The organism is Devosia sp. Soil_C_22, from assembly GCF_057657195.1.
Genome location: NZ_JBDGIY010000001.1, coordinates 3,418,047 through 3,431,440, shown reverse-complemented (window position 1 = coordinate 3,431,440; position 13,394 = coordinate 3,418,047). Strand labels below are relative to the sequence as shown.

Genomic DNA, 13,394 nt, shown 5'->3' with positions numbered 1-13,394 from the left:
GCCTGACCAACACCTGGGAGAGCAGCATGGCCGTGACGGAGCGTTCGTTCGGGGAGGGGCAGGGCAAGGGGTTCACGATCACGGCCGGTCCCTATGCGATCGAGGTGATCGAGTACGGGGCGCGGCTGCGCACCTGCCTCGTGCCGGACGCGCGCGGTGAAATCGCCGATGTGGTGCCCGGGTTCGATACGCCGGCCGACTATATCGACCGGGCCGGATCGACCGGCGCCATCTGCGGCCGCTACGGCAACCGCATCGCCAATGGGCGCTTCACCCTCGATGGCGTGACCTACCAGCTATCGCTGAACGAGCCGCCCAACAGCCTGCACGGCGGGTTCAACCATTTCGGCAAGCACTTCTGGAGCGGTGCGGCGCTGCCGGAGGAGAACGGGGTGCGGCTGACGCTGCTCAGCCCGGATGGCGACGAGGGCTGGCCGGGGAACCTGTCTGCGGCCGTGACCTACAGGCTTACCGACAGCGGCAAGCTCACCATCGACATGGAAGCGACGACCGACAAGCCGACCTATGTGAACCTCATCCATCACGGCTACTGGAACCTGGGCGGCCACGCCTCGGGACGGATCGACGATCACCTGCTGCAGGTTGCGGCGACGCACTACCTGCCCAAGGATCAGTTCAGCGTGGCCAATGGCGAAATCGCGCCGTTGGCGGGGCTGCCGGTCGACTTTCGCGCCATGAAGGCGGTGGGGCGCGATGCGGCGACGCAGCCGCGCGGCGGCTATGACAATAACTGGTGCCTCGATGTGGGCATCGACGATGTCGCGGTGCGGTTGGTCGATCCGTCGTCCGGGCGGGCGCTGTCGCTGTCGACCGACCAGCCGGGGGTGCAGATCTTCACGGCCAATGCCTGGAAGGATCTCGCGGGCAAGGACGGCGCCGTCTACCAGGCGCGCTCCGGCGTCGCTTTCGAGACGCAGATCTATCCCAACGCGCCCAACACGCCGGCTTTCAACCCGGTGCCGCTGCGGCCCGGCGATACCTACCACCATCATATGGTGGTCCAGTTCGAGGCGCTGGACGACCAGCAGCTTTCGGCATTGCGGGAATCGCTGTCTGCCTGACGGCGCAGCTCTCCCGTTCAACAAGCAGCTTTCGATGTCATCCAGCGTTGCTAGGATGGCCCCGACTGCAGTCCCAACAAGGAGACGACGAATGAAGCGTACAGCGACCGCAAACTGGAGCGGCACCCTGCAGGAAGGCGCCGGCCGGCTCGATTCACAAAGCGGCGCCCTCGCCGGCCTTCCCTATACGTTCAAGGGCCGGTTCGTCGATGAAGAGGGCAAGTCAGGCACCAATCCCGAGGAACTGATCGCAGCGGCGCATTCGGGTTGCTACGCCATGCAGCTGAGCGCCTTCCTCGCCGAGAACGGCACGCCGGCGCAGAACCTCAAGGTTACCGCGGCGGTGGAGTTGGTCCCGGGCACCGGCATTACCGGCAGCGCACTGACGCTCGAGGGCAACGTGCCCGGCATCGACCAGGCCAAGTTCACCGAGCTGGCCGAGAAGGCCAAGGCGGAATGCCCGGTATCGCGGGCGCTCGGCGCCATCAACGTCACGCTCGACGCGCGGCTCGTCTGAGCGGCAAAGAAAAACCCGGCCTCCGAGGAGGCCGGGTCGAATTCAGACCGCAGCTTGGCGGCTTAGAAGCGCCAGTTTACGCCAGCGGTGACCGAGTGGGTGGTGAAGCCCACTTCGTGCGTGTCGACGTCCAGTTCGTAGTCCTGGGTGCCGTAGTCGGTGTACCGGTAGAGCAGGTCGATCGACACGTCTTCGGTGACGGCGAACTCGACACCGGCGCCGGCGGTCCAGCCGACATGGGTGTTGCTGTCGACACCGGTTTCCGTGCCGCTGCCTTCAACCTGAGCCGAACCGAAGGCCACACCGGCCGTCACGTAGGGGAGGAAGGCGCCGCCGTCGAAGCCGAGCTTGCCGCGGATGGAACCGCCCCAGTAGAGGTCGTAAGCGATGTTTTCGCCGGCCGGATCGCCGATGCCTTCGAGGCCGAGATAGGCCACGTCGCCCACCACGCCAACGACGATGCCGTCGGTCAGGGTGAAGTCGGCGCCGAGGTTGAAGCCGCCGATCCAGGTGCCGTCGAGATCGACATCGGATTCGAGCGCCACGTCATCCGACGCTTCGCCAACGGCATAGCCGGCGAAAGCGCCGAAGTAGACGCCGTCCCAGCTGCTGTCATAGGTCTCAACGATCGGAGCCATGGGCTCTTCGATGATGAGGTCGGCAGCGTGAGCGGCGGACGCCAGGGCGATGGCAGAGACGCCAGCGGCGAGGAAAAGGGAAAACCGGGTCATGGGTGGCCTCACAAGAGTTCGTCTCCGGCAACCTGCCACCGTTCGTCATGGTTGGGAAGATATTACGCCGCATTCTCACCACTGAATGCGTAGTTTGCGGTAATTCGGCCACAGCAACGCCCCGCGCCGGTGAGGTTTCGTTAAGTTTCGTCACATTCTAGCGGGGGTCTCGCCAGTCCGGCCAGGCCGCCATGTAATGTACACGCCGCAGATGCGGATGTTCTTCGCCGAACGGGGCGACTTCCCATTTCCAGCGCAGGCCGCTGCGCGGCACGGCGCGACCATGCATCAGGTCGCCGCTGTCGAGCAGCACGCCGTGCCGGTTGAAGACGCGGTAATCGAGATCGGCGATCAGGGTGACCGGACAGGGCAGGGCGGCGAGCGCATCGAGATGGGCGTCGACCACCGCGCGCGCCTGGGGCCCGGCGGCCTGCGCCAGCGGGGCGACAAGGCCGGCCGAGACCACCCAGTCGAGGTCAGGGATCGCGCCGAGGAAGGCCAGCGGCGGTGAATCGGCAAGCGGCGCCAGATCGTGCCAGCGGCATTCGACATTGCGATAGCGGTTCAGTCGCGCATCGATGATCGACAGGTGGACGTGGTCGACCAGAATCACGCGGGCGAAAGTGCGGGCCAGCGATTCGAGGGGGATGTCGAAAAGCGGGCCCGAGCCGAGCACAACGACGGTGCGCCGGCCCGCAATGTCGTCGATGGTGGTGTCGATGAAGCCGCGCGCCTTGGCGAGGTGGGGGGCCCAGGCGCGGTTCTGGCGTTGCCCCTGGCTCCAGTAGCGCGCGGCCGCCGGCAGATGCGGGCGGAACTGCAGCGGCGTGCGGCGCCGGCTCGCGGCGCGGACCATGAGTTCGGCGAGCATCGTATTCTGCGGTCGTCGTTGCCAGAATTGCGGCGATCCTACGGGCAAGCGGCGGCAGCGCAAGACGGAGGTGGCTTCCCAAATCAATTTCGCCGCAATTTAGTGGCTCAAGTCGGGCGTCGGATGGGGCTGGATTTGCTTGCGCTCAATATTGTCTCAATCACTCTGGCCGTGGTGCTTGCAGCCATGCCCGTGACGGCCGTGGCCTGCGAAGGGCTTGTCAACGGCGTGAAGGGCGTCGTCGCGTCGGTGACCGATGGCGACACCGTGGTGCTCGATTCGGGTGTGATCATCCGCCTCATCGGCACGCAGGCGCCGAAACTGCCGCTCGGGCGCGAGGATTTTCCGACCTGGCCCAAAGCCGAGGAGGCGAAGGCCGCGCTTGAGGCGATGACGCTGGGCAAGGCCGTGACGCTGCGCTACGGCGGCGAGCGCGTCGACCGGCATGGCCGCATGCTGGGGCAACTGTTCGTCGCCGGCGATCCCGAGATCTGGGTGCAGGGCAAAATGATCGCCGACGGGTGGGCGCGGGTCTATTCGTTCCCCGACAACCGTGCATGTTTGACACAGTTGCTGGCTGCCGAGACGCAGGCACGCCTGATGAAGCTTGGCATCTGGGCCGATCCTTACTATTTCGTGCGCCGGGCGGACCGGCCGGCAGAAGTCGGCGGGCGCCTGGGACAATATGAGCTGGTGGAAGGTCGGGTGCTGCTCGCCGATGAGGCGCAGGGGCGCGTGTACCTCAATTTTGGCCGGTCGTGGAAAGAGGACGTCACTGCCGTGATCGACAGGACGGCAGTGAAACTCTTTGCCGCGTCAGGCCTTGATCCACTCAGGCTCGATGGGGCCCTGGTCCGGATTAGAGGCTGGGTGGACGATCTCGACGGTCCGCGGATCGAGATCACCCACCCCGAGCAGATCGAGGTTTTGCGCGCTCCATGAGCACCGAGCCGATAGCAAAGCTGATGTACCGTCCGCTGGCGGTGGCGCTGCTCGCCCTGCTGGCGGCCTGCTCCAGCCTGCCCGGGGTCAGCGTCAGCCGGACCGAAAACAATAACGTCGCCGCCGTCGACCAACCCTCCGACGATCCCGAGGAGGATGCGATCGGGGCGCGCGAGCACCCGCGCATCATCGCCTCGTATGGCGGGGTCTATGCCGACCGGCAGGCCGAGATCATGATTGCCCGGATCGTGGGCCGCATCCTAACTGCTGCCGGTCAGCCCAACCAGAAATTCACCGTCACCATCCTCGATACCGCCGAGGTCAACGCCTTCGCGCTGCCCGGCGGCTATGTCTACGTGACGCGCGGCATCCTCGCGCTCGCCTCCGATACCTCGGAGCTGGCAGCAGTGCTGGCGCACGAAATCGCCCACGTGACGCTCAGGCACGCCCGCGCGCGCACCAACCGGGCGCGCACCAGCGAGATCGTCGACAAGGTGGTGTCGGGCGTGTTCGGGGGCGATGTCGCCACCGACCAGAGCTCGAACCGGCAGAAGATGTCGCTCGCCGCGTTCAGCCAGCAGCAGGAACTGGCGGCGGACAAGGAAGGCATCGAGACGGCCGGACAGGCCGGTTTCGACCCGCATGCGGCGGCGCGGTTCCTCGGCGCCATGGGCCGCTTTGCGCATTTCTCGGCCGGCGACGCGGCGCAGGATGACGATTTCCTCTCCTCGCACCCCTCGACGCCGGACCGTATCCAGAAGGCGGTCGAGACGGCGCGTGCCGCCTTCGGCGCTCCGGGGCTGGGTGAGACCGATCGCGCCGGCTACATGGCCGCCATCGAAGGCCTTGCCTTCGGCGACAGTCCGGCGCAGGGGGCAGTAGTGGGGCGCCGCTACGTGAACCCGACGCTGAAATTCACCTTCGAGGTACCGCAGAACTACACCCTGCAGATCTCGAAGGGCGCCGTGGTTGGCGTTGCCGGCGACGGTGAGGCGGTGCGCTTCGACAGCGCCGAGGTGCCGCAGACGATGTCGCTCGAGGACTATCTCAAGTCGGGCTGGATCGCGGGCCTGCAGCCGCAGACGGTCAAGCGCGAGAGCGCCAACGGCTATGAGATGGCGACCGGCGTCGCGATTACCGAGCAGTGGAATTTCCGCGTCGCGGTGGTGCGGCACCAGGGGCGGGTCTACCGCTTCATCTTTGCAGCCAAGCTCAACAGCGATGCCTTCGCCGCGGCTGCCGACAAGACGCTGAAGAGCTTCCGGGCCGCCAACGACCGCGATATCGGCCAGGTGAAAAAGCTCGTGGTCCGCACCGTGACGGCCGGTTCGGGCGACAGCGCGGATTCGCTCGCCCGCCGCATGGCGGGGCTCAGCCGCGGCGCCGACCTGTTCTACATCCTCAACAACCTCTATCCGGGCGATACGCTGGTGGCCGGGCAGAAGTACAAGATCGTCGCGGTCGAGTAGTCAGCCGATCAGCCGACGGTAGGCCGGCAGGATGTGGTCGCGCGTGAGTGGCGCCATGTCTTCGGTCGCGTCGACCGGAGCGACCCAGCGCAGTTCCTCGATCTCCGCCTGTGCGGCGAGCGCCTGTCCCGTGCGGACCACGTAGGTCTCGGCGATCACAGTTGCATCCGCTTCGTTCGCCGCCGCGGCCTCGAAGCGGCCGAGATAGGTCGCGGCCTCGCTGGCGGCGGCAAATCCGATCTCTTCCTCAAGCTCGCGGGCGAGCGCGGTGAGGACCGGCTCGCCGGGCTCGATCTTGCCGCCGGGCTGCATGAACACGGATGAGCCGCGCTTGCGGACGAGCAGCACCTGACCGTCGGGTCGGGCGATAACGGCAGCGGCAACGTGGATCTCGCGGGTCATGCGGCAGTGTCGCCCGATTCTCTCTGCGTCGCAGAATTTTCCTTCTCACGGCTCGCTGCCGAGGCTCGGCATGCCGGAGCCCGCCCATCGGCTCGATCCGGGCGACGCGCTATCGGGCCGAAGCAAAGCAAAAAGGGCCGGTCCAGTGGACCGGCCCTCGTGTGTGCTGCTGGATGCTGGCTTACGCCGCTTCCTCGGCATCCGCCGCGTCGGCCTTGGGGCCGCGGCGCGGGGACTTCTGCAGGTTCTTCTCGATCAGCTGCACGGCCTCGGTGAGGGTCAGCTTGTTGACGGCCGCAACCTCACGGCTCATGCGGTCCATGGCCTGCTCGAACAGCTGGCGCTCGGAGTAGGACTGCTCCGGCTGGTCGTCCGAACGATAGAGATCGCGCACGACTTCCGAGATGGCGATCAGGTCGCCCGAGTTGATCTTGGCTTCGTACTCCTGGGCGCGGCGCGACCACATGGTGCGCTTCACGCGGGCACGGCCGGTGACGGTCTCGAGCGCCTTCTTGACCTCGTCCTCTTCGGCGAGCTTGCGCATGCCGACGGACTTGATCTTGGCAACGGGGACGCGGAGAGTCAGCTTGTCCTGCTCGAACGAGATGACGAACAGTTCAAGTGTCAAGCCCGCAACTTCCTGCTCTTCGATCGAGGTGATGAGGCCGACGCCGTGGGCCGGGTACACGATATACTCGCCCGTCTTGAATCCAAGCCGCTGCTGAGGCTTCTTGGTGACCATAAAGGGATACTCCTATTAACGCCGCCGCCGGACAGCTCTTCGCGGAAAGGCTGTCCTTTGTTGTTGCTGTGTCGCCCGTCGAACGGTAAGCAAAACCCACTCACGCACGCTGCCGGTCCGCGGACCCCCGGCAACTCGCGCCCCATATTTGCTGGTGTCATAAAAAAAGTGCCTTGCGGCACGCTGGATGACGGGCAAGCTCCATTCGATATAGGGAGCCTAGCACAAAATTTCAGCAAAATCAAAAGTTGCGAATCGGATGCCACCGGATTTCGTTAACCCGGCGGTCACCAATGCTTCACGAGACGGTCATCAGCGGACGTGAATGACTGTGATGAAGGGCTCAGTCGCCCTCGCCGGGGGCTTCTGAGAAATATTTCTCGAACTTGCCCTCGACCCCGTCCCACTCCTTGGCGTCGGCGGGCGCATCACGCTTCTCGGTGATGTTGGGCCAGGCGCTGGCATATTTGGAGTTGATCTCCAGCCACTTGTCGAGCCCGCCCTCGGTATCGGGCTTGATCGCCTCGGCCGGGCATTCGGGCTCGCATACGCCGCAGTCGATACACTCGTCCGGATGGATGACGAGCATGTTCTCGCCTTCATAGAAGCAGTCGACGGGGCAAACCTCGACGCAGTCCATATATTTGCACTTAATGCAGTTGTCCGTGACGATGTAAGTCATATTCGCGAGCGTTCCCTGCTCAGGGTTGGTCGGGCCGCTGGGTCTTGGCCGGGCCCTCGCGAAGGCGCGGGGGCACGAGGCGGTGCTAGCCCTTTTCGCCTGCCTCCGCAAGGGATACGGGCGGGAGGGTTTATGCATCATTTGGCGAGGGGCGTGCGCACGCTCGCGGATGACAAGCGAGAGTTCCGAGGAGATGGCCGCCCCCTCCACCAGCTGCGCTGGTCCCCCTCCCCCGCTGCGCAGGGGAGGATTGGCGGGGCCGGTGGCTAGTCCGCGCCGTCGCCTTCGTCTTCGCGCAGGCGGTCGATGTCGCGGCGGTCCTTCTTGGTCGGGCGGCCGGCGCCGGGTTCGCGGGCGGCGTGGGCGGGGGGTTCTGCGTCACGCGGGACCGGGGGCGGGGAGAGGTCTTCGTAGAGGCCGGCGGCTTCGGTGGCGGGGCCGCGGCGGTCGCCGGCATCGAGGATGCGCCAGACCAGGAGGCGATGCGGCAGCGTCATGGTGAGCACGTCGCCCGGGCCGACCTTATGGTCGGTCCGGTCGGTGCGCTCGGAATTGACGCGGATGGCGCCGGTTTCGATCAGCTTTTGCGCCAGGGTGCGCGACTTCACGGCGCGCGAGAAGAACAGCCACTTGTCGAGCCGTTGCTTCTCCAAGCGCAGCTATTCCGACTTGGGGTTCCGGAGCGCGGCGAGCGCGGCCCAGGGCGAGTTCGGATCGAGCGGAGCGGGCTTGCGATCCTCGCGCGGCCGGTGCTCCTTCCAGTCCTCGCGGGGCTTGTCGAAGCGCTTGCCGGCGGGCTTGCCGCCGCGGTTCTCGAACGGCTTGCCACCGTCACGGCGGTCGCCGTCGGGACGGGGCGGGCGCTTGCCCTGGCCGGGCTTGTCGCCGCCGTCGCGGTCGGGACGGCGGAAATTGCGCTGCGGGCGCTCGCCATTGGCTTCGGCCGGCTGAGCCGCCTCGCCGTTCTGCTGCGGCGCGCCGCGATGCTGGTTGCGGTTCTGGTGGCGCGGATTGTCGGGGCGGCGGCCGGCGGGGAACCAGATTTCGTCGAACTCGGGCTCGGCCGGAGCGGCTGCAGCCTCGGCGGCGGGAGTTTCGGCGGTCGCGGCCTCGGCGGGTTCTGCAGCGGCAGCTTCGACGCTCGGCGCGGGAGCGCCAAGATCGGCGGTTGCGGTCTCGATTTCGGCGGCTTCATCGGCCGGAGCAGCGGCAGCGCCGGTGACAGCCGCTTCGGCCGCAACATCGGCAGTTGCCTCGGTCGCTTCGGCGGCCGGAACCGCCTCAGCCATCGGGGTCTCGGTGGCCTCGGCCGGAGCTTCGACGGCGGGGGCCGCGACCTTGGGCGTGCGGCGGACGCGGTAGCCGAGCGAATTGAGGATCGAGGCAAAGTCCTCGCCGGCGGTGCCGAGCAGGGAGGTCATCTCGACGGTGACGCGGAAACCGTTACCCTCGGCGGCGCCGGCGGGCAGCTCGCCCTGGTGGGTCACGGGGTTGAGCGCGATCAGCGGGCGGATGATGTCGGCCAGGCGCTCGAGGATATCGACGCGGACGGCGCGGCGGCCGGCGACCTTGAAGCCGGCGAGCTCGTAGAGCTTGGTGTTCACTTCCGGATCGATGAGGAAGCTGGTGCGGCCCGAGAGCACGATCTGCGGCAGCTCGGAAACGCCCGGCTGGCGCACGCCGCCGTGCTTGAGCGCATAGAGGATCAGCGCCAGCTCGCGCGGGGCGGGCTTGAGGCTCTGCGGCACATAGATGTGGTAGGCGCCGAACTTCACGCCCAGCTTGCGCAGCTTGCCGCGCACGTCCTGGTCGAGGCCCTTGACCTCTTCGGACACCGCGTTGCGCGGGATGACGCCGAGATTTTCGTAGAGCCGGTAGGCGAGGCCGCGGGCCGTGCCTTCGAGGTCGGCCGGGGCTTCGAGCGACAGCACGGTCTCGAGCTGGGTGTTGATCAGGTGGCGCAGCCACAGGTTCAGGCGGTCCTGCACCTTTTCGAGGTCGGGGCCGGTGAGGGCTTCGTCGGCCAGGACGATCAGGCGCGGGGTGAAGATCTGCTCGCCCTCGGCGAGGTTGGCGATCACCTGGCCGCGCCAGCGCACATAGCCGTCGGTCGCGAGCACGAATTCCTCGTTGGGCGCGCCGGCAACGCGCTCGGCGCGCTTGGCGATCTCGGGCGCGACGACCTGGGCTGCGGCCGCGGCCACGCCCTTGGCATCGCCGCCTTCCGACCGCGCCAGGGTGAAGCGGAATCCTTCGATCGAGCCGATCAGGTGGCCTTCGAGGCTCACTTCGCCGAGGTCGTTAATTTCAGGCGATACCATATGCTTGTCTCTCAGATGGCGCATGAGCACCGACGTCCGGCGGTCGACAAATCGCTGCGTCAGCCGCTCGTGCAGGGCGTCGCTCAGCCGATCCTCGATGTCGCGGGTCTTTTCGCGCCAATGTGTGGGGTCTTCAAGCCAGTTCTTGCGATTGGCGACGAAGGTCCAAGTACGGATCTGCTTGATCCGGTTGGACAACGTATCGATGTCGCCTGTCACATTGTCGCAGAACCGCACCTGCTCGGCAATCCAATCCGCCTCGACATGGCCGAACTTCCTGAGGTCGCGGTAGATGCGCGTGATGATTTCGCCATGCTGGGCGGGCGAGATGTCGCGATAATCGGGGATGCCGCAGCATTCCCACAGCAGCCGTACGGCCTCCTCGCCCTTGGCCAGCTCGCCGGCCTCGTTGCGGGCGGTGAACTCGAGCGCGTGCTGGTCGGTGGCGACGGGGACGCGGGTGAGGGCGCGGACGGGCGGGGTGCGGTCGAGGCTGGCGCGAAGGTCCTCGATCGAGTGGAAGTCGAGCTCGTGGTTGCGCCACTGGATGACGCGAACCGGCTCGAAATCGTGGGTTTCGAGCTGCTTGATCAGCTCTTCCTCGAACTCGGCGGCATTGCCGGTGACCCCGAACGTGCCGTTATGCATGTGGCGCCCGGCGCGGCCGGCGATCTGGCCGAACTCCGCGGGGGTCAGCGGCCGGGTCTGGTGGCCGTCGAACTTGTGGTCGTCGGCGAAGGCGACGTGGTGGACGTCGAGATTGAGGCCCATGCCGATGGCGTCGGTGGCGACGAGGAAATCGACATCGCCATTCTGGTACATGTCGACCTGGGCATTGCGGGTGCGCGGCGAGAGCGCCCCCATAACCACGGCGGCGCCGCCGCGCTCGCGCCGGATCAGCTCGGCGATGGCGTAGACCTGCGAAGCCGAGAAGGCGACGATGGCCGAGCGCTTGGGCTGGCGGCTGATCTTTTTGCTGCCGGCATAGAGCAGCTCGGAAAAGCGCGGGCGGTGGATGATCTCGGCCTGCGGCAGCAGCGTGCGGATGATCGGGGTCATCGTGCCCGAGCCGAGCAGCAGGGTCTCGCTGAGGCCGCGGGCGTGCAGGATGCGGTTGGTGAAGACGTGGCCGCGGTCGAAATCGGTCGAGACCTGGATTTCGTCGACGGCGACGCACTCGACCGGCACATCGAGCGGCATGGCCTCGACGGTGCACACCCAGTAACGCGGCTTGGGCGGCACGATCCGCTCCTCGCCGGTGACCAGCGCGACGTGCTGGGCGCCGATGCGGTCGACGATCTTGTGATAGACCTCGCGGGCCAGGAGCCGCAGCGGCAGGCCAATCATGCCGGACCGGTGCGAGAGCATCCGCTCGATAGCGAAGAAGGTCTTGCCGGTGTTCGTGGGCCCAAGGATGGCCTTGAGCGAGGAGGCAGATGCGGGAGTCATCGCGACCTATTTAGGCGCCCGGCAGCCAAGAAACGAGTGTCTCATTGCCGAACGGAAGTGATGTTGCCGGGTCCCGCGCCGTTAACCATTGGCACGAAACGAGAACAAACCGGAAAGGAATCGGTTTCGACTCATGAGTCCGGGTTTGTTCCCCACTGCATGTGGTGGTCCGATTCCTGATTCTAGCGCAAGCGCATGACCGGCAAACGAAATCGGCCGAAAGCAAGCGCCGGCAGCGTTCACGGATATTGCCAAGTGGTTGATTTCTGATGGTTTTCGACGAGAATCGGTGAGGTGTGAACGAGCGGTAAACCGAGGCTGCGCGAAGATTCTTTTGGGCTTCACAGACAGGGCCTTAGGGGAGGCCGGTCTCGGACCGGCATTTTGGCAATAAAGCCGTTGACCGTCCCAGAATGGCACAGGGATTTCGGTAAGGGTTGGTTAACCATAATTTTCCGGGCTCGCGCCGATTACGGTGGAAAGCGGCGGGAACCGGTCGGGCTGGGCGGGCTTGTTGCTGGGCAATGAGAGGTCGCAATGCCCCAGCCCATCCCCACGCCCCGCAAGGAAATGCCACCGGTCAAGCTCGAGGAGGCGGAGTTCCGCAAGCGCTATCTCGAGCAGTTCGCCGACCCGATGTTCGACGATCTGCGTGAGGAGCTGAACCGGATAACGGCGGTGGCGTGGGACGGCTATCGCAACGCGCGCAAGTCGCCGATCACCGAGAAGGCGGGGCCGGGCTATGCCGATCCGGACTATGACCTGTCGGTCGACTGGATCGCAGCCAAGGCGGCGATCGACAAGGCGCAGGCCGAGTTCGAGCGCAAGGAGCGGAAGCCGCGGCTCCTGTTCATCAACGGCTCGTCGCGCTCGGAGCATACGTGCCCGGGCGAGAGCTCGAAGAGCTGGCGGATGGTGAAGATGGCGGCCGAGGTGGCCGAGGAAGGCGGGGCGGAGACCGAGATTCTCGACCTGTCGCGCGTGGCGTCCGAGTACGGGCGCAACATCCACCCGTGCAAGGCGTGCTTTTCGACGGCGGCGCCGCTGTGCCATTGGCCGTGCTCGTGCTACCCGAACCATTCGCTCGGCCAGGTGCAGGATTGGATGAACGAGATTTACCCGATGTGGGTGAAGGCCGACGGCATCTTCATTGTCTCGCCGGTCAACTGGTACCAGGTGACGTCGCCGATCAAGCTGATGATGGACCGGATGGTGTGCGCCGATGGCGGCAATCCCGACCCGACGCTGACGCACGGCAAGGATGCCGAGGCGGCCAAAAAGATCGAGCTCGACCACTGGGACTATCCGCGGCACCTGGCGGGCCGGCTGTTCGCCGTGGTGTCGCATGGCGATGTGGAAGGGGTGGAGAATGTGCGCCGGTCGCTGTCGGACTGGCTGAAATTCATGAAGCTCGAGCCGGCGGGGCCCAAGGCGGAGGTCGACCGCTATGTCGGCTACTGGAAGCCATACGCGACGAGCCATGACGAGCTCGATGCCGACGTGGCGATGCAGGGCGAGGTGCGGAACGCGGCCGCGACTTTGCTCGAGGCGGTGAAGCTCAAGCGGGCCGGCAAGTGGGTCGCGGCGGGCGAGTGGCTGCATGAGCCGCGGCAGAAGTAGGTTGCCGCCCGGCCGGGGCACCCCGCGTGGAGGTGCGTCGGCGCGAGGGGCCGCAGGTCTGTTGCCGGCGACCCGGGGTGGCGTGTGAGAGCTCTGGTGTCAGCAGGCGGCGACGAGCGGGGCCCAGTTGCTGACCACGGGCGTGCCGGCAACGACGACGCGGTATTCGGCATCGACCGGGTTAGTGACCATCAGGTTCTGGGTGTAACTGCCCATGATGACGCCGTTGGCGCCCTTGACGGTGGTGACGGTGTAGGGGCCGGCCACGGCGCCGCCCTTCTTGACCAGCAGGATATCGAGCGAGCCGGGCTTGTTGGTCTGTACCCAGGCGGTGAGCTTGCCGTTACCGGGACAGATGTTGTCGGCCGGCGACAGGATGCCCAGCTGGATCTTGGTGGGAACGAGCTTGCCGGAATTGCCGGCCTTGAGCTCGAAGGCGCCCGCGGCGCCGGCGAGGGTGGTCAGGGTCAGAGCGGCGAGTGCAATGGTGCGAAGCATGTCTTCCTCCTTGGCGTCAGCCATTGGGCGGAAGATGCCGTGGGCGGCTTGAACGGCCGGTGAGGCCC

General features: G+C 66.2%; 13 protein-coding genes. 5 read left to right on the top strand and 8 right to left on the bottom strand.

All coding sequences use genetic code 11. The annotated features are described in order from the left end of the window. The first annotated feature begins 26 nt into the window (after nt 1–26). Nucleotides 27–1,082, top strand: coding sequence for an aldose epimerase family protein (locus AC3A6I_RS16625; protein ID WP_487544877.1), 1,056 nt, complete (start codon nt 27–29; stop codon nt 1,080–1,082). A 91-nt stretch (nt 1,083–1,173) separates the two neighbouring features. Further along, nucleotides 1,174–1,599 (top strand): OsmC family protein, encoded by a 426-nt coding sequence (locus AC3A6I_RS16620; RefSeq protein WP_487544876.1) that lies wholly within the window; start codon nt 1,174–1,176, stop codon nt 1,597–1,599. 62 nt (nt 1,600–1,661) lie between these two features. Here AC3A6I_RS16620 and AC3A6I_RS16615 read toward each other — a convergent pair whose 3' ends face one another. Both AC3A6I_RS16615 and AC3A6I_RS16610 read right to left on the bottom strand, forming a co-directional pair. Next, complete coding sequence (locus AC3A6I_RS16615) at nt 1,662–2,330, bottom strand: outer membrane protein (RefSeq protein WP_487544875.1); 669 nt, start codon at nt 2,328–2,330, stop codon at nt 1,662–1,664. Nucleotides 2,331–2,487: 157 nt separating this feature from the next. After that, on the bottom strand, nt 2,488–3,201 hold the full coding sequence (locus tag AC3A6I_RS16610; RefSeq protein WP_487544874.1) for a Rossmann-fold NAD(P)-binding domain-containing protein: 714 nt from the start codon (nt 3,199–3,201) through the stop codon (nt 2,488–2,490). A 123-nt stretch (nt 3,202–3,324) separates the two neighbouring features. Between AC3A6I_RS16610 and AC3A6I_RS16605 the strand changes: the two genes are divergently transcribed. Together AC3A6I_RS16605 and AC3A6I_RS16600 are read left to right on the top strand one after the other, a co-directional pair. After that, entirely contained in the window at nt 3,325–4,143 is an 819-nt protein-coding gene (locus AC3A6I_RS16605; protein ID WP_487544873.1) for a thermonuclease family protein, read from the top strand. After that, nucleotides 4,140–5,612 (top strand): M48 family metalloprotease, encoded by a 1,473-nt coding sequence (locus AC3A6I_RS16600; protein ID WP_487544872.1) that lies wholly within the window; start codon nt 4,140–4,142, stop codon nt 5,610–5,612. Before AC3A6I_RS16605 ends, AC3A6I_RS16600 begins: the two co-directional genes overlap by 4 nt. Here the strand turns inward: AC3A6I_RS16600 and AC3A6I_RS16595 are convergent, their stop codons facing one another. From AC3A6I_RS16595 to AC3A6I_RS16575, 5 genes are all read right to left on the bottom strand, one after another. Further along, on the bottom strand, nt 5,613–6,014 hold the full coding sequence (locus tag AC3A6I_RS16595) for an NUDIX hydrolase (protein ID WP_487544871.1): 402 nt from the start codon (nt 6,012–6,014) through the stop codon (nt 5,613–5,615). It lies immediately after the preceding gene. 181 nt (nt 6,015–6,195) lie between these two features. Next, complete coding sequence (locus AC3A6I_RS16590) at nt 6,196–6,756, bottom strand: CarD family transcriptional regulator (RefSeq protein ID WP_487544870.1); 561 nt, start codon at nt 6,754–6,756, stop codon at nt 6,196–6,198. Between the two features lie 343 nt (nt 6,757–7,099). Next, nucleotides 7,100–7,438 carry a ferredoxin FdxA gene (gene fdxA, locus AC3A6I_RS16585; RefSeq protein ID WP_273959908.1) on the bottom strand — a complete coding sequence of 113 codons (339 nt, stop codon included), beginning with the start codon at nt 7,436–7,438 and terminating at the stop codon, nt 7,100–7,102. A gap of 266 nt (nt 7,439–7,704) precedes the next feature. Further along, entirely contained in the window at nt 7,705–8,091 is a 387-nt protein-coding gene (locus AC3A6I_RS16580; protein ID WP_487544869.1) for an RNA-binding S4 domain-containing protein, read from the bottom strand. A 6-nt stretch (nt 8,092–8,097) separates the two neighbouring features. Then, on the bottom strand, nt 8,098–11,208 hold the full coding sequence (locus AC3A6I_RS16575) for a helicase-related protein (RefSeq protein WP_487544868.1): 3,111 nt from the start codon (nt 11,206–11,208) through the stop codon (nt 8,098–8,100). Between the two features lie 537 nt (nt 11,209–11,745). On the opposite strand from AC3A6I_RS16575, the gene AC3A6I_RS16570 reads away from it, so the two are divergent. Beyond that, nucleotides 11,746–12,828, top strand: a complete 1,083-nt coding sequence (locus AC3A6I_RS16570; protein ID WP_487544867.1) for a flavodoxin family protein — start codon at nt 11,746–11,748, stop codon at nt 12,826–12,828. Between the two features lie 99 nt (nt 12,829–12,927). Here the strand turns inward: AC3A6I_RS16570 and AC3A6I_RS16565 are convergent, their stop codons facing one another. After that, nucleotides 12,928–13,326, bottom strand: a complete 399-nt coding sequence (locus AC3A6I_RS16565) for a hypothetical protein (RefSeq protein ID WP_487544866.1) — start codon at nt 13,324–13,326, stop codon at nt 12,928–12,930. Nucleotides 13,327–13,394 lie beyond the last annotated feature (68 nt).

Bases quoted from the DNA above. Each gene is read 5' to 3' on its own strand.
- AC3A6I_RS16620 (WP_487544876.1), top strand. From the start codon at position 1,174: ATGAAGCGTACAGCGACCGCAAACTGGAGCGGCACCCTGCAGGAAGGC.
- AC3A6I_RS16595 (WP_487544871.1), bottom strand. From the start codon at position 6,014: ATGACCCGCGAGATCCACGTTGCCGCTGCCGTTATCGCCCGACCCGAC.
- fdxA (WP_273959908.1), bottom strand. From the start codon at position 7,438: ATGACTTACATCGTCACGGACAACTGCATTAAGTGCAAATATATGGAC.
- AC3A6I_RS16575 (WP_487544868.1), bottom strand. From the start codon at position 11,208: ATGACTCCCGCATCTGCCTCCTCGCTCAAGGCCATCCTTGGGCCCACG.
- AC3A6I_RS16615 (WP_487544875.1), bottom strand. From the start codon at position 2,330: ATGACCCGGTTTTCCCTTTTCCTCGCCGCTGGCGTCTCTGCCATCGCC.
- AC3A6I_RS16565 (WP_487544866.1), bottom strand. From the start codon at position 13,326: ATGCTTCGCACCATTGCACTCGCCGCTCTGACCCTGACCACCCTCGCC.
- AC3A6I_RS16570 (WP_487544867.1), top strand. From the start codon at position 11,746: ATGCCCCAGCCCATCCCCACGCCCCGCAAGGAAATGCCACCGGTCAAG.
- AC3A6I_RS16590 (WP_487544870.1), bottom strand. From the start codon at position 6,756: ATGGTCACCAAGAAGCCTCAGCAGCGGCTTGGATTCAAGACGGGCGAG.
- AC3A6I_RS16625 (WP_487544877.1), top strand. From the start codon at position 27: ATGGCCGTGACGGAGCGTTCGTTCGGGGAGGGGCAGGGCAAGGGGTTC.
- AC3A6I_RS16610 (WP_487544874.1), bottom strand. From the start codon at position 3,201: ATGCTCGCCGAACTCATGGTCCGCGCCGCGAGCCGGCGCCGCACGCCG.
- AC3A6I_RS16600 (WP_487544872.1), top strand. From the start codon at position 4,140: ATGAGCACCGAGCCGATAGCAAAGCTGATGTACCGTCCGCTGGCGGTG.
- AC3A6I_RS16605 (WP_487544873.1), top strand. From the start codon at position 3,325: ATGGGGCTGGATTTGCTTGCGCTCAATATTGTCTCAATCACTCTGGCC.